General features: G+C 38.9%; 21 protein-coding genes. 2 read left to right on the forward strand and 19 right to left on the reverse strand.

The annotated features are described in order from the left end of the window. Positions 1 to 10 precede the first annotated feature (10 nt). The 13 genes from HMPREF0766_RS17550 to HMPREF0766_RS17615 all read right to left on the reverse strand — a co-directional run bounded on the left by HMPREF0766_RS17550 (position 11) and on the right by HMPREF0766_RS17615 (position 11190). Positions 11 to 526: an NADH-quinone oxidoreductase subunit NuoE family protein gene (locus HMPREF0766_RS17550; RefSeq protein ID WP_003000203.1), complete on the reverse strand. Its 516-nt coding sequence runs from the start codon at positions 524 to 526 to the stop codon at positions 11 to 13. After that, complete coding sequence (locus HMPREF0766_RS17555; protein WP_003000205.1) at positions 519 to 1754, reverse strand: NADH-quinone oxidoreductase subunit D; 1236 nt, start codon at positions 1752 to 1754, stop codon at positions 519 to 521. The genes HMPREF0766_RS17550 and HMPREF0766_RS17555 overlap by 8 nt, the downstream gene beginning before the upstream one ends. A 13-nt stretch (positions 1755 to 1767) precedes the next feature. Continuing rightward, complete coding sequence (locus tag HMPREF0766_RS17560; protein ID WP_003000207.1) at positions 1768 to 2271, reverse strand: NADH-quinone oxidoreductase subunit C; 504 nt, start codon at positions 2269 to 2271, stop codon at positions 1768 to 1770. Further along, positions 2264 to 2818, reverse strand: a complete 555-nt coding sequence (locus HMPREF0766_RS17565) for an NADH-quinone oxidoreductase subunit B (protein WP_003000210.1) — start codon at positions 2816 to 2818, stop codon at positions 2264 to 2266. The genes HMPREF0766_RS17560 and HMPREF0766_RS17565 overlap by 8 nt, the downstream gene beginning before the upstream one ends. 107 nt (positions 2819 to 2925) lie before the next feature. Next, positions 2926 to 3306, reverse strand: a complete 381-nt coding sequence (locus HMPREF0766_RS17570) for an NADH-quinone oxidoreductase subunit A (RefSeq protein WP_003000211.1) — start codon at positions 3304 to 3306, stop codon at positions 2926 to 2928. A gap of 117 nt (positions 3307 to 3423) precedes the next feature. After that, a complete protein-coding gene (locus tag HMPREF0766_RS17575; protein ID WP_003000213.1) occupies positions 3424 to 5142 on the reverse strand; it encodes a tetratricopeptide repeat protein in 1719 nt (572 codons plus the stop codon). A gap of 39 nt (positions 5143 to 5181) precedes the next feature. Beyond that, positions 5182 to 6132: a PstS family phosphate ABC transporter substrate-binding protein gene (locus tag HMPREF0766_RS17580; RefSeq protein WP_003000215.1), complete on the reverse strand. Its 951-nt coding sequence runs from the start codon at positions 6130 to 6132 to the stop codon at positions 5182 to 5184. A gap of 293 nt (positions 6133 to 6425) precedes the next feature. After that, positions 6426 to 7304 (reverse strand): energy transducer TonB, encoded by an 879-nt coding sequence (locus tag HMPREF0766_RS17585; protein ID WP_003000219.1) that lies wholly within the window; start codon positions 7302 to 7304, stop codon positions 6426 to 6428. Between the two features lie 36 nt (positions 7305 to 7340). Further along, positions 7341 to 7892, reverse strand: a complete 552-nt coding sequence (locus HMPREF0766_RS17590) for an ExbD/TolR family protein (protein ID WP_003000221.1) — start codon at positions 7890 to 7892, stop codon at positions 7341 to 7343. A gap of 31 nt (positions 7893 to 7923) precedes the next feature. After that, positions 7924 to 8580 carry an ExbD/TolR family protein gene (locus tag HMPREF0766_RS17595; protein ID WP_003000223.1) on the reverse strand — a complete coding sequence of 219 codons (657 nt, stop codon included), beginning with the start codon at positions 8578 to 8580 and terminating at the stop codon, positions 7924 to 7926. A 98-nt stretch (positions 8581 to 8678) separates the two neighbouring features. Then, positions 8679 to 9509: a MotA/TolQ/ExbB proton channel family protein gene (locus HMPREF0766_RS17600; protein WP_003000225.1), complete on the reverse strand. Its 831-nt coding sequence runs from the start codon at positions 9507 to 9509 to the stop codon at positions 8679 to 8681. 442 nt (positions 9510 to 9951) lie between these two features. Continuing rightward, positions 9952 to 10302 carry a translation initiation factor gene (locus tag HMPREF0766_RS17610; RefSeq protein ID WP_003000232.1) on the reverse strand — a complete coding sequence of 117 codons (351 nt, stop codon included), beginning with the start codon at positions 10300 to 10302 and terminating at the stop codon, positions 9952 to 9954. Between the two features lie 9 nt (positions 10303 to 10311). Beyond that, the gene (locus HMPREF0766_RS17615) at positions 10312 to 11190 is read right to left on the reverse strand and encodes a diacylglycerol/lipid kinase family protein (RefSeq protein ID WP_003000234.1); all 879 of its coding nucleotides are present in this window, start codon (positions 11188 to 11190) and stop codon (positions 10312 to 10314) included. 310 nt (positions 11191 to 11500) lie between these two features. On the opposite strand from HMPREF0766_RS17615, the gene metK reads away from it, so the two are divergent. Next, positions 11501 to 12754, forward strand: a complete 1254-nt coding sequence (gene metK, locus HMPREF0766_RS17620; RefSeq protein WP_003000237.1) for a methionine adenosyltransferase — start codon at positions 11501 to 11503, stop codon at positions 12752 to 12754. Between the two features lie 113 nt (positions 12755 to 12867). Continuing rightward, a complete protein-coding gene (locus HMPREF0766_RS17625) occupies positions 12868 to 13284 on the forward strand; it encodes a Dabb family protein (protein ID WP_003000242.1) in 417 nt (138 codons plus the stop codon). Here the strand turns inward: HMPREF0766_RS17625 and HMPREF0766_RS17630 are convergent. The 6 genes from HMPREF0766_RS17630 to HMPREF0766_RS17655 all read right to left on the reverse strand — a co-directional run bounded on the left by HMPREF0766_RS17630 (position 13276) and on the right by HMPREF0766_RS17655 (position 19496). After that, on the reverse strand, positions 13276 to 14301 hold the full coding sequence (locus HMPREF0766_RS17630; RefSeq protein ID WP_003000245.1) for a DUF58 domain-containing protein: 1026 nt from the start codon (positions 14299 to 14301) through the stop codon (positions 13276 to 13278). The two genes, HMPREF0766_RS17625 and HMPREF0766_RS17630, sit on opposite strands and share 9 nt — an antisense overlap. A gap of 301 nt (positions 14302 to 14602) precedes the next feature. Beyond that, positions 14603 to 15595, reverse strand: a complete 993-nt coding sequence (locus tag HMPREF0766_RS17635) for an AAA family ATPase (RefSeq protein ID WP_037460755.1) — start codon at positions 15593 to 15595, stop codon at positions 14603 to 14605. Then, positions 15592 to 16803, reverse strand: coding sequence for a DUF4350 domain-containing protein (locus HMPREF0766_RS17640; protein ID WP_236590609.1), 1212 nt, complete (start codon positions 16801 to 16803; stop codon positions 15592 to 15594). The genes HMPREF0766_RS17635 and HMPREF0766_RS17640 overlap by 4 nt, the downstream gene beginning before the upstream one ends. Further along, a complete protein-coding gene (locus HMPREF0766_RS17645; RefSeq protein ID WP_003000258.1) occupies positions 16800 to 17636 on the reverse strand; it encodes a hypothetical protein in 837 nt (278 codons plus the stop codon). Before HMPREF0766_RS17645 ends, HMPREF0766_RS17640 begins: the two co-directional genes overlap by 4 nt. After that, the gene (locus HMPREF0766_RS17650; protein WP_003000260.1) at positions 17626 to 18543 is read right to left on the reverse strand and encodes a hypothetical protein; all 918 of its coding nucleotides are present in this window, start codon (positions 18541 to 18543) and stop codon (positions 17626 to 17628) included. The genes HMPREF0766_RS17645 and HMPREF0766_RS17650 overlap by 11 nt, the downstream gene beginning before the upstream one ends. Then, the gene (locus HMPREF0766_RS17655; RefSeq protein WP_003000262.1) at positions 18534 to 19496 is read right to left on the reverse strand and encodes a stage II sporulation protein M; all 963 of its coding nucleotides are present in this window, start codon (positions 19494 to 19496) and stop codon (positions 18534 to 18536) included. Before HMPREF0766_RS17655 ends, HMPREF0766_RS17650 begins: the two co-directional genes overlap by 10 nt. Positions 19497 to 19524 lie beyond the last annotated feature (28 nt).

Genomic DNA, 19524 nt, shown 5'->3' on the forward strand with positions numbered 1-19524 from the left:
TCCTAGGTAATTAATTTTTTTCTTTCAATTCGTTTATGAGCTTATCCACGCTTTCCTCGGTCAGATTCTCATAGAATGTATAATCCGGACCAATCTGTAACACAGGACCAAACCCGCAGGCAGCAACACATTCCACTCCTCTCCATGAAAAAAGTCCGTCAGGAGTGACCTCTCCTTCTTTTACCCCTAAGCGGTTTTCAATATGCGTCATGATTTTCTCCGCTCCCACAAGACAACAAGGTCCTGTACGACATACCTCAAGAACATATTTTCCTTTAGGCTCCAGAAAATACATAGTATAGAACGTGGCCACTTCGTATACTTCAATAGGTTGTATATCCAGATAATGTGCTACCTTATCCATTGCATCCACACTCAGCCAGCCAAATTCAGCCTGAACCAAATGTAAAACAGGTAATAATGCAGATTTCTGTTTACCTTCCGGATAACGGGACACCACTTCTCCGAACTTTTGCAAAAGTTCAGCAGAAAATTCTACGGGCTGACTTTCTTTAACACTAAGCATCTAACTCTCCTGCGATTACGTTTAAACTACTCATATTAATAATAGCGTCCGAAATTAACATACCGCTACTCATAGGAGCAAACATCTGATAATTTACAAACGACGGTCTTCTGAAATGTAAACGATATGGTGTACGGCCTCCGTCATGAATCAGATAAAATCCTAATTCACCGTTCGCACCTTCTACAGCGTGATAAACTTCTGCTTTCGGAGTCTCCCATTCACCCATCACTATTTTAAAGTGATAGATCAAAGCTTCCATATTCGTATATACCTGTTCTTTTGGAGGAAGATAGAATTCCGGAACATCGGCATGGAACACATCAGCAGGTTCTCTTGCTATTTTCTCCAGAGCCTGTTCGATGATACGCATAGATTGCCGCATTTCAGCATTACGCACCATAAAACGGTCGTACACATCCCCCGTAGTTCCTACAGGCACTTCAAAATCAAACTCTTCATAAGAGCAATATGGCTCCTGGGCACGCACATCATAATCGATACCTGTAGCCCGAAGAATCGGACCCGACCAACTATAACTCAAAGCCTGCTCTGGTGTGACAGCCGCCACTCCGGAAGTACGCTCTATAAATATTCTGTTGCGAACAAACATTTCCTCAAACTCTGTCAGAACCGGAGGAAAGCGTTCTAAAAATTCTCTTATCTTTAAAAAGGCGACATCATTAAAATCTCTTTCAAAACCGCCGATACGCCCGATATTGGTCGTCAGTCTCGCCCCGCAAATCTCTTCGAAGATCTCATATATAAACTCACGCTCCTGCATCACATACAAAAAGCCGGAAAAAGCTCCTGTATCAACACCAAGGATACCGTTACATATAATATGATCTGCAATCCGCGCCAGTTCCATGACGATGACACGCATATACTGCACACGTTTGGGAATCTCTATATTCAGCAGTTTTTCAACTGTCATGTGCCATCCCATATTATTAATAGGAGATGAACAATAATTCAACCGGTCAGTGAGAGGTGTAATTTGGTAGAATGGACGATGCTCTGCAATTTTTTCAAAAGCTCTGTGTATATAACCGATAGTAGAGACACCACTAACGATGCGTTCACCATCTATCTGCACTACATTCTGGAACACACCGTGTGTCGCCGGGTGAGTAGGGCCTATATTCAGGGTTATCAGTTCATCTTGCGGATCGTTATCGGAATAAACGGGGCTATTGGGGGTTATCTTGGTTATAAAATCGCTCATCTCAAATATTTAGTTATCGGCCAAAATAAAAATCCTTCTTATCTACTCTGTTCGGATCTTCCAGTGGATACTCTTTTCGCATCGGAAAGACCGTCATTTCATCCACATTCAAAATTCTTCTGAGATCAGGATGTCCTTCAAACTGGATTCCGAAGAAATCATATGTCTCACGCTCCATCCAGTTAGCTCCGTTCCAGAGTACAGTTGCGGACGGAATAGCAGGGTGCTGTCCGTCAATAAAGACTTTGATACGGATACGTACATTATGAACCAGACTATGCACATGGTAAACTACGGCAAAAGCTTCTTCCTGATTAGGATAATGTACCGCCGTAATATCCGTCAGATAAATAAACTGCAGGATAGTATCATCTTTTATAAAAGCCAGCACATCTATGATATCTGCTTTTGAGGTCTCAATGGTCAAAAGACCGTAAGACTCGGACGCATTTTTGACTTTAGCTCCGAAATGCTCTTGCAGACGCTCCCACAGTTGTATATTAGTAAGTTTATCCATTATCAGTTGCTATTCCGTACTTTTCTAACAATGCTTTATATTCAGGTGTATTTCTTCTGTTGAGAGATTCATTCTTCACAATCTCCTGAAGGCGTAGTACGCCATCTAAAATAGCTTCGGGTCTTGGAGGACAGCCGGGAACATACACATCTACCGGGATGATCTCATCGATTCCCTGCAATACGGAATATGTATCGAAGATTCCGCCACTGGAAGCACATGCTCCGACAGCGATCACCCAACGCGGCTCAGCCATTTGTACATATACCTGCTTAAGCACAGGAGCCATCTTTTTAGCAATGGTCCCCATTACTAATAACATATCGGCCTGTCTGGGTGAAAAACTCGGTCTTTCTGCCCCGAAACGTGCCAGATCATAAGTAGATCCCATAGTCGCCATAAACTCAATACCACAGCAAGAAGTAGCAAAAGGTAATGGCCATAACGAATTAGCACGTGCCAAACCGATGGCTTTATCTAAAGTTGTCGCAAAGAATCCTGACCCTTCTACTCCCGGAGGAGCTTCAGCCAACTTGACATTACTCATAATAGTAGTTCTTATTGTTTATATTGACTCGCTTATAAAAATGATTACTTCCTAAAGGTACTGTAAAATATAATTTATTGTAAATCAAAAAATTATTTAGAATTATTCTAATCCCAGTCCAATGCCTTCTTTTTAATAATGTAAATAAAGCCTAAAAGTAATAGTCCCATAAAGACAAACATCTCTATCAAACCTTGCATACCAAACGATCTGAAATTAACCGCCCATGGGTACATAAAGATCACTTCTATATCAAAAATGACAAATAGAATAGCCACCAGAAAGTATTTAATGGAAAAAGGCTGACGGGCATTTCCCTTTACTTCGACTCCGGATTCGAAGGAAGAAAGTTTATTCTCGGTCCTGACTTTGGGACCTATCATATGGGTAATGATGATCGTTCCTACACCAAAACTCACTGCCACAAGCAGTTGTATCAATATAGGTAAATAGTCGACGGGTGCACTGGCTAGGTTTACTGTTTCCATGTGTACATTTTTTGGTTATTTATGTTTTAAAATTAGCATTTTATAAGCTAAAATCCAAGATAATAAAAAAGGTGGCCGAAAAATCGACCACCTTTTATGTATTGTTCAGAAGCTGAATTACAGCGCTTCCATATACGATTTAGCAAACTCATCCGTAGGATTAATAGCTAAAGTAGCCTGGAAGAATTCTTTTGCTTTAGGATTGTTACCTTTTGCGTAATTGAATACTCCTAAGTAGTTGTTTGCATCAACCAAATAATCATTGTTTTTAGGATCTGCCGGTTTTGATTTGATCACTTCAATCAATTTTGTGAATGAAGGAACAAACAATCCTTGCATTTTCTCTGGTTCTTCCAGATTATCCAGACCTAACTGAGCAAAGCCTCTGTAGTATAAAGCAGGAATTAGGTATTTATCAACAACTTCTTGTTTGGTAGCTCCAATAACGATACCGAAAGCCTTATCTGCTTTATCAAAGAATGGCTTACCATCTTGCTCAGCAGATACTTTTTTCTGACCTAAGTTGTAGTTGATCTCTCCGATGTAGTAGTTAGCATCATAGTAGTATTCTGACTCAGGCATAGAACCCGGGATTTCGAAAATCTTAGCAGCTGCTACCATGTCGCGATCCTGATACCTTGCAAATGCAGTTTCAGCAATTTCAGGCAATAATTCTTCTTTATCTAATTCAACTGCTTTTTTCAGGAATTCCAATCCTTTATCTGCAGCAGCAGATGAAGCTCCGGTTGTATCTGCAGAAGCAACTCCGATATTAGCCAAACCAGCGAACAAGTAGTCACGGGAGATTACACGTTCAGGTTTCATTTTAGTAAACAATGAATTAAGGTACTCTGCTGATTTAGCGTAGTTTTTATCCTGATTGTAAGCGATATAACCTAAGTAACGGTAAATTTTAGGATCGATATCCGGATTTTTAGCCAATTCTTCAGAAACAGCTTTCAATTCTGCATACTCACGAGCGTATACAAGGAAATCTGCATATCTGATTTTTGCCTCTAAAGACTTATCACCAGTTAGTTCGATATATTTTTTATATGCATCAACACCTTGTTTATTGATCTCTTTGTATTTTGCCTCATCATCAATTTTCAGGGAAGAAAGGTGATAAGTCTCTGCCAATTCACGGTAAGTAGGGGCATAGTTAGGGAATTCCTGACTTAATGCAGTCAAAGATTCAATAGCTACATCATATGCCTGTGCTCTACGTGTAATCACAGCCTGACCGATTTTCGCACGGATCAATGCCTCATCAAGAGAAATCGCATCACGATACTGAACATAAGCCAAACTGGATTCGTTCATTCCTGCATAAGCATCACCCAGCGCCAAAGGTACCAATGCATCTTTTGCATTTTTAGCTTTTGCCTGAGTCAGATACTCCAATGCTTTTGCGAAATCCGGCTTAGGGGCATCGATCAAAGCACGACCTGAAAAATATAATGGTAAGTAATCTTTCTTACCTAAGTTTGAAGTTGCTGTTGTAAACTTCTGTTCAGCAGCAGAGTTATTGTTGTTTTTTAAATCAACAATACCCAGACCAACATTGTTTAACTGCGACTTAGGGTCGTTAGTCAAACCATTGTTAAAGATAATAGCAGCTGAATCCACTTTATCATTTACCAGGTAAATCTGACCTAAGTAAAAGTAATTGTCTCCATCCTTTGGTTTTTTCTGAACCAAGTTCTCCAAAATACCTTTCGCCTTATCATATTGCTCGGCCTCCATTGCAGCTTGAGCATCCTTCAAGCTCTGCGCACTCGCTGTTCCTACAGCTCCTGCAAATAATAGACTTAAAAATAATTTGCTTTTTGTCATAATCTATTTGTGTTCTATTTATATTTTCTAAATAACGAATTATTCTACTTTATCCCTAATAATTATTTCTCTGCCCGGCATTGTTGCAGGCACCAAATCGGCTTTTAACATAATTCGCTGACCTCTGTCTCCTGTCAGGAAAGCAGAAAAGCCTACCCCAAGTCCCATATCCGGTTGATAGTTTAAAATATACACCGGACGACTTAATACATACAAACCCTCTGCCAAAGTTGACTGATTTGGTAGATAAAATTTATTATCCCCTTCTTTTGTTAACGAATTTTGCACGCTTAAGGTACGAATTTTATCTTTATTCTGAAAAGAACGTTTTGCATTTAGCCATTGATCATAGCTAATAATCCCTATTCCATCTGTATGTTCGGCCACATAAGAAAGGACTTCTTCTCCATTTTCCATGGCTTTCAATCCTTTTCCCGAAATTTTTTCAATTTTGCCAATATCCTTTAATTGACGTAGTGTGCTCGAATTGACATTATCCAGTATTAACGAATAATTCTGTCCGATATTTTCACCCTTTAATATTTTTACCACATTTTCAACGGTAATACTTGTATCTGCACGGCCCGTATTACTAATAAAAACGACCGCATCAGTAGCTATCTGAAAGACTTTGGGAGAAATAGATTTCTTTTTAAAATACTCTTCCTCACTTGCCGACAGCTTTCTTGTCATGATTGCAGTCTTAGCCCGATCCTGCAACAACAGATTAATTCCTTTCACTTCCGGAGCTGAAACTAATTCAATTTTAGAGTCCTTATAAGAATTCTGAAAAACATCTACCTGCTCTTCTATAATAGGCAAAAGAGTTTCATCTACTATTACAGATAGTCTTCCATTTAAAATATCGCCATGCTTTGCCTTTTCCTCATCGGATCCATCTTTAGAACTACGACTGCTGCAAGATGTAAACACAGCCAGGCTTGTGGCAACTGCCAACATAAAAATCCGAAAGCTTACCTTTTTGTTCATACAGCTATAGATTAGATAAATACTAAAAAGATTAATGATATGTTTTAATCCCTGAAATTATTTTGCCAAAGTCTCGCAAATCTCATGAAAGAGTAGACAATAAGCAAAATCCCGAAAAAAGTACGATAGGTAGGATTAATTTCTAACGGAAAGTTATTCCAGAAGATGATAAGAAGCCCCAGTACAAAGTAAAGGCCAAACATAAATAGTCCTAAAATGGACAGAAATCGCTTTAAAGGCGATTTCTGTCTGTAACTATTCGTACTATTGTTAAATTTGTTACTTGTCACAAATTACTGATTAATAGTGTTTAATCGAATTGGCAATGTATATGCTACACGTACCGGACGTCCGTTTTGTATACCTGGAGACCATTTTTTAGCCTTTTTCAGTAACGTTACGGCAGCCTGACCTGTACCATATTGTAAGTCACGTTGTACTTTGATGTCAGTAAGACTACCATCTTTCTCTACAACGAATGACACCTGAACCACACCATTTACGCCTTGCTCCAATGCAGCAGAAGGGTATTGGTAGTTATCACCGATCCATTTCATGAAAGTTTTCATACCGCCCGGTGGCTCTGGATTCACCTCTACCGCAGTAAAGATTTCATTTGAACCGGTACCATCAGGAGAACCTTTTTCTGTACCCGTTACAGCACCATCGACTTTTTTAGGACCAAACTCTCCTGTCGGAACACCAGATGCACCTTTAGTACCTTTAAGTGTAATACGAGCCGGAGTTTTCTTGTCGTCTTTAAAGTCTTCCTGAGCAGCCACTTCTTCTTTCACTTGATTTTTAGGAACTACTTTAGGCTCCGGAAAACGGATAAGGTCTTCAGCAGGTGGTTCCTGAGCGATACGCTGTGGTTGTTCTTCCGCCGGAAGAGGCTCTTCTTCCTCTTTAGGCGGCTCCGGGATCTCCAAATCTTCCAGAGTCACTTCTGTGATTACTGGAGGTGGTTCTACCGGCTTATCTGGAATCAACTTGATGTTGAAAATCTTTGGAATACTCAAAAGGATAACCAACCCTATAACAGCTGCTAAACCAACGTTAGTCGCTCTTGGTGCCAGTTTACGAAGCTGGTAAGCTCCATATTCCTTATTTCTATTCGCAAAAACAACGTCTAGCCATTCCTTTTTGAATAAATCTAATTTTGAACCAAACATAATTTCTTATTTTTTTGCGTTTAAAATTTTATAAAACTAGTCGTTATACAAATTCTCACGCTTTAACACATCTATTTCTTCAGGAGTGATTTTTGAAATCATATAGCGTTTGATATCTACAATTTTCATCTCGTCTAATACATCGACAAGATTACGTTGAACAGATTTCTCACTAGGTCTGATTACTACGATCAAATCCTTTCCTCCAGCAGCAGCCGGAACTCTTGCTTTCATTTCAGTAATGACTTTACGAAGACCGTCCTTACCATAATCTATGGCTGTAGGAGGCGTAATCGGACTTTTTAATTGTCCGTAGTACCATAAAATCTTATTGTCAGAACCTAATAATAATGTGATAGAGCGGTTATCTGCAATCTCCAGATTGTCAGTAGCGTCCATTTTATTCTTATCAGGCATTGCAACGTCCATCGCTTGAGGCTTGTTTAAAGACGTAGTTAACATGAAGAAAGTAATCAATAAGAACGCAAGATCAACCATGGCTGTCAAATCGACTTTACCACCATTTTTCTTACTTCTTACTTTGCCACCTTTCCCCTGTTTACCGGAGTCTTGATTTAATTCTGCCATTTTCTTCTATTTAATTAAAATGAGACGTTAATTATTCGTTACCTTTTAGACCTGTTACAAAACTGAATTTGTTCTGCTTTTGGTTACGAAGAGTCTCAATTACTAAATTAATTGATGGATACTTCTCGTTAGCATCTGCTTTGATTGCAATTTTCATCGGTCCCGGATCAACAAAATCCTTCTCGCTTTCTTTTTCTTTTGTAATCTCAGCTGTTGCTAATCTTGCTGACTGAACCCAATGATACAATTCGTTTGTAGTATTCTCTGTACTATCAACAGGAATACCTGTCTGCACTCCCGGCTGCACACGTTGACTCACGTCAAGTGTCAAAAGCTGGCGCAGATTTTTAATCGGAACACCAAAATCTTCAGCTAATTCGAATTTTTGGTAATCCTCTTGAGAGAATTGAATATTGTACTTCGCCGACATTCTTTCTAACATTCTTTTACGAACTTCACGTTCTTTCACTCCGAAGAACACTTTTCCTTCTCCCCCGATTGTGATAATACCAAGATTAGTATCCGGCAATTTATCTTTCGTGGTAGAAGCGGGTGTATCTACAGGGAATGCTTCCGGTTGACGTGCTGTAGATGTCAATACGAAGAATGTAAGAAGCAAGAAGGATACGTCACACATGGCTGTCATGTCGATGGACGTACTCGTTCTTTTTACTTTAGCTTTTCCCATTTTTCTTTACTTCTAAAATTAATTACTCAATATACTTTGACTATATGATGCTTTTAGTTTTATGATTCCATAAAAGAATCATAAAAAACATCAGATTCTTATTTGTGGTTAGCCGCGTACGTTTGTACGATTGAGAAACCAGCCTCGTCAATTGAGTAAGTTAATTTATCGATTTTTGCAGTAAGGATGTTGTACATTACGATAGCGAATGTAGAAGTCGCGATACCTGTTGCTGTATTGATAAGGGCCTCAGAGATACCGTTTGCTAATTTTGCTGAATCCGGAGCACCACCTGTTGCTAATGCAGAGAAGGCCTTGATCATACCTGTTACTGTACCTAATAGACCTGTCAGCGTACCGATAGAAACTAATGTTGCTATAACGTTTAAGTTTTTCTCCAACATAGGCATTTCCAATGCTGTTGTCTCTTCGATTTCTTTTTGGATAGCTAATGCTGATTTTTCTGAATCAAGACCTGGGTTAGCAGAAACGTCTTTGTATTTCAATAAACCTGCTTTGATTACGTTTGCAACAGAACCTTTTTGTTTGTCACACTCAGCGATAGCTGTGTCAATGTTACCACCGTTGATTAACGTTTGTACTTTTCTTACGAAGTTACCAACATTACCAGTACCTGAAGCTTTGTTGATTACGATTAAGCGCTCAATAGAGAAGACCCACACCATCAAGAATAAACCGATAAGGATAGGTACGATAGCACCTGCGTGGTATACCATTCCTAAGTAGTTTCCTGGAAGAGGTTGGTTTTCCGGATTATTTTCCTGGAAGTTAGAAGGAGATCCCATTACATATTTCCATACTACGAAACCAACAATGAAACAAATGATGATTGCTAAACTTGCAAATAGGGAACCTGAATTTCCGCTCTCTTGTTTTGCAGGACTAGTTGTTTTTGGTGCGTTTGCCATTTTTACTAAATTTTAGATTTTTTACTGTTGTTTAATATAATGTTTAATTCAATTATGTGCAATCTAGATCTATATCTGTTACTCATGTGAGAAACAAATATAGCATTTTGTAATAAAAATAAAATTAATGTTGCATTAAAATACGATTTTCTAAATTTTCATTTTGATTTTCACGTTTTAAAACGAACAATACATCAGCAGAATCATTGCCCGTCATTCTTATCATGTCAAAATCATGCTTAATGCTGTAATTTTTTACAATGAAAACCATTTTTTTTTTGATATGCAAATTAATAAATCATTAAGTGTTAAAAATAAGTAAGTGATTACTCACACGGGTACTCTTGTAACTAAGTGTTTTTTAAACGTCAAATTATCAGAGTTATTGCATCAGTTCTGTTACAAAAAGTTACTGTCCAGGTTATAATCGATGCGTAAACAACTATCCGCCAACGACTTTGACTTTATAGCCATCCTGGTTCAACAAGTCAACTATTTTTTGTTTAAAATCACCTTGAATCATAATTTCACCATTTTTAGATGTGCCGCCCACTCCACATTTTTGTTTCAATTTTTTCGCTAAGATTTCAAGGTCAGTATCTGAACCTATGAAACCGGTTACAATTGTAACAACTTTTCCCTTTCTCATCTTGCGGTCAAGCATTACTTTCAGCAACTGCTTATTAGCCGGCAAAGTCTCCGCTTCTTCTGTAATATCGCTCTCCTGATAATCAAAATCGTCAGAAGTGGAATATACGATTCCTTCAAAACGTTGTTTTTTATGCTTATTCATAGAACTAAGTTAACAAATTATCCGAAGTGATTTTGGTAAGATTCGTATATCTAATTTTTTGCCCAATTCAAACGGTTCTCCATCCACATGTGCAGCACCATCTTTTTCACGTTCAATAGTGATTTCCTTACCCGGAATGATTTCTACATATTCGGACTGATCAGCAGATTTATTAAACAAATGAAATACCATCATTGGTAATGTGTAAAGCGGAAATTTGTGCACTATACAAACATCCAGCACGCCATCATTAACTGAGGCCTGTGGAGCGATATACGCATTATTTCCGTATTGGGGTGAATTGGCCACACTGATCATGAAAGCCTCCCGCTCATACTGCACACCGTCAATGGTCAGCTTATACGTGCAGGGTTTATAATTGCTGAGTACATTAATGGCTGATTTGAGATAGCCGATAGGGCCTCTTATATTTTCATTGGCAAAGCGGTCACTCACTGATGCATCAAACCCAATACCTGCTATATTGAAAAAATTACGGTCATTGATCAGACCGGAATCTACTTCTACAGCTTCAAATCGGTTTAGCCTGCGTAGCGCAGCAGCTTCATTCATCGGAATACCCAGATATAAGGCCAGCCCGTTTCCCGAACCTTCGGGAATAATTCCCAAAGGAATATCCGAGCCCACCAATGCCGAGCCCAATTCGTTGATGGTCCCGTCTCCTCCAACCGCCACCACTGCATCATATTTTTCTTCAATTGCCAGCTTTCCAAGTTCATAAGCATGATTAGGATGGTTCGTCTGTTGAAAAGTAGGATTAAATTTCTGAAGATCTAATACCTCAAGAACCTGCTTATTGAACGCAGTCTTTCGTTTGCCTCCTGAAATAGGATTGACGACAAATAATATTCGCTTTCTCTCGGCCATAAAGGTCTTTACTTGTATTTTTTCCGGATAAAGATAGACAAAAGCCCGTATACATAATGAATGTTAATTTTAATATCATTGAATTTTCATTTTTAATTGTAGAGTATAAAATTGAATTTTATATTTCGTCAAAGAGTTGTAGCTTTGCCGAACAATTTGTGGACTGATTTGCGTTACGGGCAGAAGCTCAGTAACAGGAGATTGCAACCACAGTAAAAAAGTGCTAAAACTATTTCATTCGGTGTTTTTCCACTTGCCTGTGTTTCTACCTTCTTATAAGCGAGTATGTCCGCATTAATTAGTAATACTTATGGCTTATTTATTTACTTCAGAATCGGTTTCGGAAGGACATCCTGACAAAGTTGCCGATCAAATTTCAGATGCATTAATAGATAATTTCCTTGCTTGGGATCAGGATGCACGTGTAGCAATCGAAACTTTAGTCACTACAGGTCAGGTCGTACTTGCCGGCGAGGTGAAATCCAAGATATATCTGGACGTACAGAAAATTGCACGTTCCGTCATTGAAAAGATCGGCTATACCAAATCGGCATATATGTTTGAAGCCAATTCCTGTGGCATATTATCTGCGATCCACGAGCAGTCTGCAGACATCAACCAGGGGGTAGACCGCAAAACAAAACAAGAACAAGGTGCCGGTGATCAGGGTATCATGTTTGGTTATGCGACCAATGAGACCGAAAATTACATGCCTTTAGCGCTTGATCTTTCGCACCGTCTGCTTTACGAACTGGCAGATTTGCGCAGAGAAAATAAAGAAATCACGTATCTGCGTCCGGATGCCAAGTCTCAGGTGACCTTAGAATATGACAGCAACCACAAGCCTGTACGCATTGATACGATTGTAATCTCGACACAACATGATGATTTTGATGAAGAATCAACAATGTTGAATAAGATTACGGAAGATATTAAAGCAATCCTGATCCCTCGCGTAAAAGCTCAGTTAAAGCCAGAATTGCAATCCTTATTTGATGATAAGATCAAATTTCACATTAATCCGACCGGAAAATTTGTAATCGGAGGTCCTCACGGAGATACAGGATTGACAGGACGTAAAATAATTGTGGATACCTACGGAGGCAAGGGTGCTCACGGAGGTGGTGCTTTCTCAGGAAAAGATCCTTCAAAAGTAGACCGCTCTGCAGCGTATGCAACACGTCATATTGCAAAAAATCTGGTAGCAGCCGGAGTTGCAGAAGAAATATTAGTACAGGTATCTTATGCTATCGGGGTTAAAGATCCTATGGGTGTATATGTAAATACTTACGGCACCAGCAAGGTAAACTTAACAGACGGGCAGATTGCACAAAAGATATCGGAGTTATTTGATATGACTCCTTACGGAATCGAAACCCGTCTTGGTTTAAGAAACCCGATCTACTCGGAGACTGCGGCCTATGGTCACATGGGACGTACTCCAAGATCTGTAACCAAAACTTTTGAAAACAGCAATGGTGAACAAAAAACGGTAGAAGTAGATCTGTTTACCTGGGAAAAATTAGATTTTGTAGATCAAATCAAAGCCGCATTTAATATCTAACTGGCTTTGACTTTATAAAAAATTTGAAAGGGCTTATCAAGATGTGATAAGCCCTTTCTGTTTTATCCGTCTGTAATTATTACTATCTTTAAAACGATCAAGACAAACATACTATGAAAAGAAGAAAATTTCTCCAGTCTTCAGCTGCGACTATCGGAACTTCAGCATTAGCTGTATCAGCTTTTGCACAGTCAAAATCCTCGTTTGCGGTTGTAGAAAACGGACAGATAATACACTCGGTATATTTTTGGCTGAAAGAAGAACTAACAGCCCAGCAGGTTAAAGACTTTACTAAGTTTTTCGAAGCCTTGAGGAAAGTACCTAATATCAAAAGTCTTCGCTATGGACGTCCTGCTGAAACAAGTAAACGACCTGTGGTAGACAATAGCTGGACATATAATCTGATTGTTGTATTTGAAAAGATGGAATATATCAATACTTATGAGACTCATCCCATTCATCTGAAGGCAATAGAAGATTTCAGCAGTAACTGGACAAAAGTACTCGTGCATGATACGCAGTTAGATTAATCCACGTGCTTTTATTTCAAGATATTTGTTTATTGAATTGATAGTCAACTGTTCCGGCGCAGTATAAATGGTCTGAATTCCCTGACGGTTAAGCTCCTGAATAATAAGACTCTTTTCATAAACAAATTTCTCTGCTATGATCTGATTATATATATCTATTGTAGAATGTGTACTCTCCTTTGCCATTTGGATCAGTTCGGTATTCTTAAAGACGACGACGACAACGATATGAGTCTTATTGATCATTTTGAGATAAGGCATCTGCCTGTTCAGGCTATCCATTGTCTCAAAATTGGTATACACAAAAATCAGAGATCTCTTATTAATATGCTTATTGGCAAATGCATATAACTTTCCAAATTCAGATTCTTCAAATAGCGTAGTAATACTATATAATGCCTCCGATACTTTCTGCATCTGATTATTTCTCTTTTCAGCAGGAATATGATTTGCTATTCCGTTTGAGAATGTCAGCATTCCGGCTCTGTCCTGCTTCAGTATTGCGGCATTGGACAAAACAAGTACGGAATTGATCGAATAATCCAGTAAAGTCATCTCGTTAAACGGCATACGCATAGCACGACCGGTATCAATAAAGGAGTATATCGGCTGAGATTTTTCTTCCTGATACTGATTGACCATAAGCTTTTTATGTTTGGCAGAAGCTTTCCAGTTCATAAAACGGTATTCATCTCCTCTTACATATTCCCGCACGTGATCAAATTCCAGTGTCGAGCCGATTTTACGGATCCGCTTGATTCCCATTTCTTTCAGTCTGTCTGTTGTCGCCATAAGCTGATATTTTCGCAGTTGAATAAATGACGGGTAACATGGTATCTTTAAGGGTTCTTCCAAAAGAAACTTCCGTTCGAAGAACCCGAAATTCCGGACCAGTACATGGCATCTTCCGAATTCATATATACCTCTTTTAGTCGGTCTCAATTCATATTCAACATGTTTTGGAATTAAAGGCGCCAGCTCTATTTCAAATTCCTTTTCACGAATCTGTAACTGCATCGGAAATTCTTCAAGGACTCTGGCTTTTATTTTCTTCGGATAGTGACTTATAAAAGCAAGCTTAAAATGATTGTCATCTCCGTTGGATAATTTTCCGGATAATGTCGCTCAATCTCAACCCTATTCTTACCAAAATGCAAAAACATAAGATCCCATACCCAACAGATCAACAGCAGCCAGAAGACAATACCTGATACCAGAAACATTCCCTTCACAAAAAAGGAAACCGTAAACAAAAGAGCCATTCCTAATAAGGAATAGAAAAATTGATTGGTAAAATAAAGTCTTCTTATATGCCTGATCATCTTGGAATCTCTACGCCGTCTACAATTTGTTTGATAATAAATTCTGTAGTGAATCCTTCCATTTCCTTTTCAGGAGTCAGGGTCACTCTGTGACCAAGAATGGCAGGAGCTACATATTTGACATCGTCCGGAGTAATAAAATCTCGTCCAAGAAGTGCTGCAGATGCTTTTGACGCTTCAAGAATCGCGATTGAAGCTCTCGGCGAAGCTCCTAAAGTCAGGTTCGGGTTAGTTCGGGTCTGTACAATAATCTGCGCTATATAATTCAGGACATCTTCATGTGCAAAGACCAGCTTGACCTGCGACTGGAAGAGTACTATCTCTTCACTCGAAACGACCTGCTGAACCAACGACTCTTTGTTCCCGGCCTTCTGTGCATGGTGTTCCTTTAATATGGTTAACTCCTGACTGAATTCGGGATAGTTAACGACTATTTTGAACAGGAAGCGATCCAGCTGTGCCTCCGGCAAGCGATACGTCCCCTCGTGCTCTATTGGATTCTGGGTCGCCAGAACAATAAAAGGTGTATCCATAGGATAGGTATTTCCGTCTACTGTCACCTGACGCTCGGACATACACTCAAAAAGAGATGCCTGAGTCTTAGCAGGGGCACGGTTGATCTCATCGATGAGAATGATATTTCCAAAAATGGGCCCTTTTCTAAACTCAAATTCATTAGATTTCAGATCCAGAATAGACGATCCGGTTACATCTGAAGGCATCAAATCGGGGGTGAACTGGATACGTCGAAAAGTACTGTTGATTGTTTTGGCAATCAACTTTGCTGTCAACGTCTTGGCGACTCCGGGCAGACCTTCAATCAGGGAATGTCCGGATGACAGAATAGACATTAACAGCATATTGATGACCTGGTCCTGCCCTACGATTACTTTTTTCACTTCCCTTTTCACCGATTCCATCTTATCCTGTAATTCTGTCAGATCGAGACGGCTTTCAAAGTTGGGCATATATTTTTCTAACTCGTTCATATCATATTAGATTTAGTCTTGAATTCTTCTATTTTACTATTTATAAATTTGAGATCATGAGTAGACAGATCTTTTCTATTCCTGTACCTCGTTATCAAATTCATCAATTCTTCAGTTTCAGCAAGTGGAATTGCTGCTTTCAGAGACAGATTGTTGAGAAATTTTTCATCACTCAACTGGAGTGTGTCCAGTTGAAAATGATTTCTGATATCGAAAAGGAAATAATCTATTTTCTTGTCTATCATATTTCCGGGTTCGCCATTTTCATAATATAGCGTTCCAATGGTTTTAGCAAATTCTTTAGACAGGTTTGGCTCAGGAGTCACCACCTCTACAGCACGTTGTTCACGTTTGCTTCGGAACAAAAGAAATAACAGAAGACCAAATAATAACAGATACCATGCTTCACGAAGTCCTTCATAGGAAAGAATCATACGCAACGGTGTACTTGGCTGTCCTTCCCTGTAATAATTGTCACACCATATGATATGTTTCGCTTTTATTAATTTCAATGCCGAAGCTGCATAATCATATTTTTGGTGCTGCAGCATGTAATAATTGGTAAACATTTCCGGCGTATGATGTAAATAGAGCTTGCCTTTGCCCCAGGATACCTCCACAAAATTGGGTACGGCATGCTTCCCGGCATACGCATTACCGGCAATGGAAATATTGGTGCTATCGATAAGATCAAAGATTGATGTCTGTTCTATCTTATCGTATTTTATTGTCTTGCGACTGTTGACAAGGGAATAGTTTATATCACCTAATAACGAAAATCCCGAAAACTTATTCACATCCAGATAGGCCGATGACAGATTAAGTGTGTCTAAGAGATTGGCGGAATAATAATTTGTTGATATGAAAACTTCTCCTCCCTCCTTTGCAAATTGCAGCAATTTTTCTGTGGCGGTGGCTCCCATAATGTCTATATAGTCACCTATAAACACAAAAGCAGTATTTTTTGCGTGCAAGGAATCCTCTTCTAAAGTCTCATAAACAGATTTTTTGGTACTTTCGATTTTGCGGTCATTTCCAAGGATGTTTCCCAGCTCCTGATGCAGCACATATAATCCGTAGGGTATCTTGTCCCGCTGATCAAAAGATTTGCGCCAGTCTATAGGCTTACGACTGGTTGCATCAATTATTGCAATCAATACCAGCGCGATCAGCAACACTATAATTCCAAACTTACCCGTGCTTTTCATGACCATTTAGTTTGAAATTCACGGAATAGTGTAGCATACTGTTCATAATTATCCTTCGTTACCGGAAAATTACCGAACCACACATAGTTAAATACATTGGAACAAGCCTCAAACTCTTTTCGCAGCTCTGTGTTGTCCATTTCATTCATCAGTTCAATATTGGTTTTGGTATAATTCCACTTTACCAATTCTTTTTTTGCCAGCGTCTGAATATTCAACAGATTGAGATAACGAATGGCCAGGGAATAATTCTCTTCTTTTAGCGCCTGCTCTACAAATGTATGCACATCTACCTGCAGAAGATTGCGTTCGACAAATGCCACATTCGCATCTTCGTCGTCTTCCTTTTCCTGTACGGTATAGAGTTTTTTGCCTGTAAATATTAATCGGTAAAGGACATATACCAGAAGTACGACGAATACAGCACCGATAAGTTTATACATCCATTCCGGATTTTCAAAATAGAAATCCGGCAAAATAGAGGAGAGCAGGTCATTAATCCTGTTTTTTAACCGCTTCAAAAAATTTATGTTCTCCAATACCTTTTCATTGTAAAGAAACTCTTCACTCTGATACTTTTTGAACATTTTATTGAATTCTGCGGTATCTACTGCCGGGATATCATGTATTCTCGGCACCTTATTATAATATCCTTCTTCCCAATAGGGATGTTGTTTCTTCTTGGTAATAAGTTCTTCTGCTGCATCTATCGGCTCATCGTAAGTAGCTGTATCAGGATCTGTATAGAGCGTGTCCTGTTCCTGAGCATAACTGAGATAAGATATTGTAATAAAGAAAATGGAAAGAATAATGGTACGAAAATTAGTGGCCATTTGCCTCCTTTCCAATATTGTTTATTGTCTCGTAAATATTCTCTCCGAACCGTAACTCTTTAGCGGATTCATATATCAATCCGGATATGAGTACAGAGAACATATAGCTGGTTATCGTTACCAGTGAGAAAATAGTTCCACCCAGCGAAACAATCAGTTTTCCGGAAAAGGTATCAAAAAAATTATCGTTGAACCCGACCGTATTATAAGCAATCAGTCCCAGGATCAATGCAGGGATCAGGGTCATCATCATCAGCATAACCTGAAAGATGGCGCTGACAATATAAGAGGATACACCATAATCATATACTTTTTTCTTCAGCAAATGATAGGCCTCACTAAAACAGCTGCCAAGAGAATAATAACCTTCTCTATATAACATAAAAGCACAGAACAACCACACTCCAATCAGGGACATCAGGACTCCTGCCACGATGTTACCGACAAAAGGAATAAAAGAAGCAATAATCAAGACAAAGAAAAACGGGATGATCATGATTAACATCACCAGAATAGATGCGCCGAAAAACCTAAAATACTTCGCAAAGTTTGATTTAAAATTGTTCCATACTTCCGTTGATCCGAAATCCAGATTGTTCTGATTTTTCAACAGGATAAAATATTCTATAGCTATGCCAAAAAACAGAGTAGAAAGGAGTAAAAGTGCACAGACTATACCAATAAAGAGACCCCATATCTGCATCATATCTCCGGCACTGAAGTCTGCATTAAAATCTACTTTAGTCGTCAGATAAAAGACCAGTAGCAACAGAATAGCAAGAGGAATAACCGCCAGCCGAAACAACGTTGCACAGAAATGCCGGATAACGATCTTCAGCAAATCCACAAAATCCTGTACAAACTCTCCTAATTTACGTTCCTTTTTGAACTCAAAGTTTAACTCCATTCAAATTTTCTGGCTAATTGATACGGTCTCCAAATATAAAAATATACAATCGCGAATAAGGACGCAAAAATAATAGCTAAGCACATGGCTAAAGATGACTGATAAAAACGGGTCACAAACCCTTCTAATGTACCTGCAATGATGAAAAACGGAACAGTACTGATGAGTACTTTGCTGGCTAGCTTGGCTCCCCGTTTAAAAGATTCCATCCGGGTATATGATTTTGGAAACAGCATACTGTTTCCTAATGTGAGTCCGCAGCCTCCTGCAATGATAATCACCGAAATCTCTATAGTTCCATGGATCCAGATGGCAGACATCGCCTCCTGCATGACTCCGTACTTGAAAAACATGTAATGAAATGCCCCCAGCATAATTCCGTTAGAAAACAGAATATAACCGGAGCCGATACTATAGAATATGCCAAAAATAAAGGCGTAAAATGCTACCCTTACATTATTGATCGTGATCGCTAAGGCAGATCCGAACATCCCTCCTTCATCATAGATGGCAGCAGGATCTCCTTCTTTTATTTTTTCTGTTGTAAAGTCCACATATCCGTCTCCTAATATCAGGCGTACAAATTGTTCGTCATAGTGTGCCGACAGAAAACCAATGCCTACAGCAAGACAGAAAATCAACAGGGAGTAGAACAGTTGTTTTCTGATTTTCCAGATAGCCTCAGGAATCTCATAATTTACAAAATGCAGAAACTGATTGTTTGAGGCTCGCTGATCTTTATAAATCTTCTGATGTGCAATAAGAGACAATTCATTCAGATATTGCTTTGTTTTACTTTGCGGGTAAAAAGTTTGCGCATATGCCAAATCATTCGTAAGTTCGATATAGTTAGAGGCTAATTCATCCGGATCAATATCAGCTTTATTTGCTAAATTGCTTTCAATAGTTGCCCATTTTTCTTTATTTCGGTCTATGAATGAAGGTTCTCGCATAATTAAAATAATCGACGCATGTACTCAA

Origin of the sequence: Sphingobacterium spiritivorum ATCC 33861 (assembly GCF_000143765.1) — a bacterium.
Classification (GTDB): domain Bacteria; phylum Bacteroidota; class Bacteroidia; order Sphingobacteriales; family Sphingobacteriaceae; genus Sphingobacterium; species Sphingobacterium spiritivorum.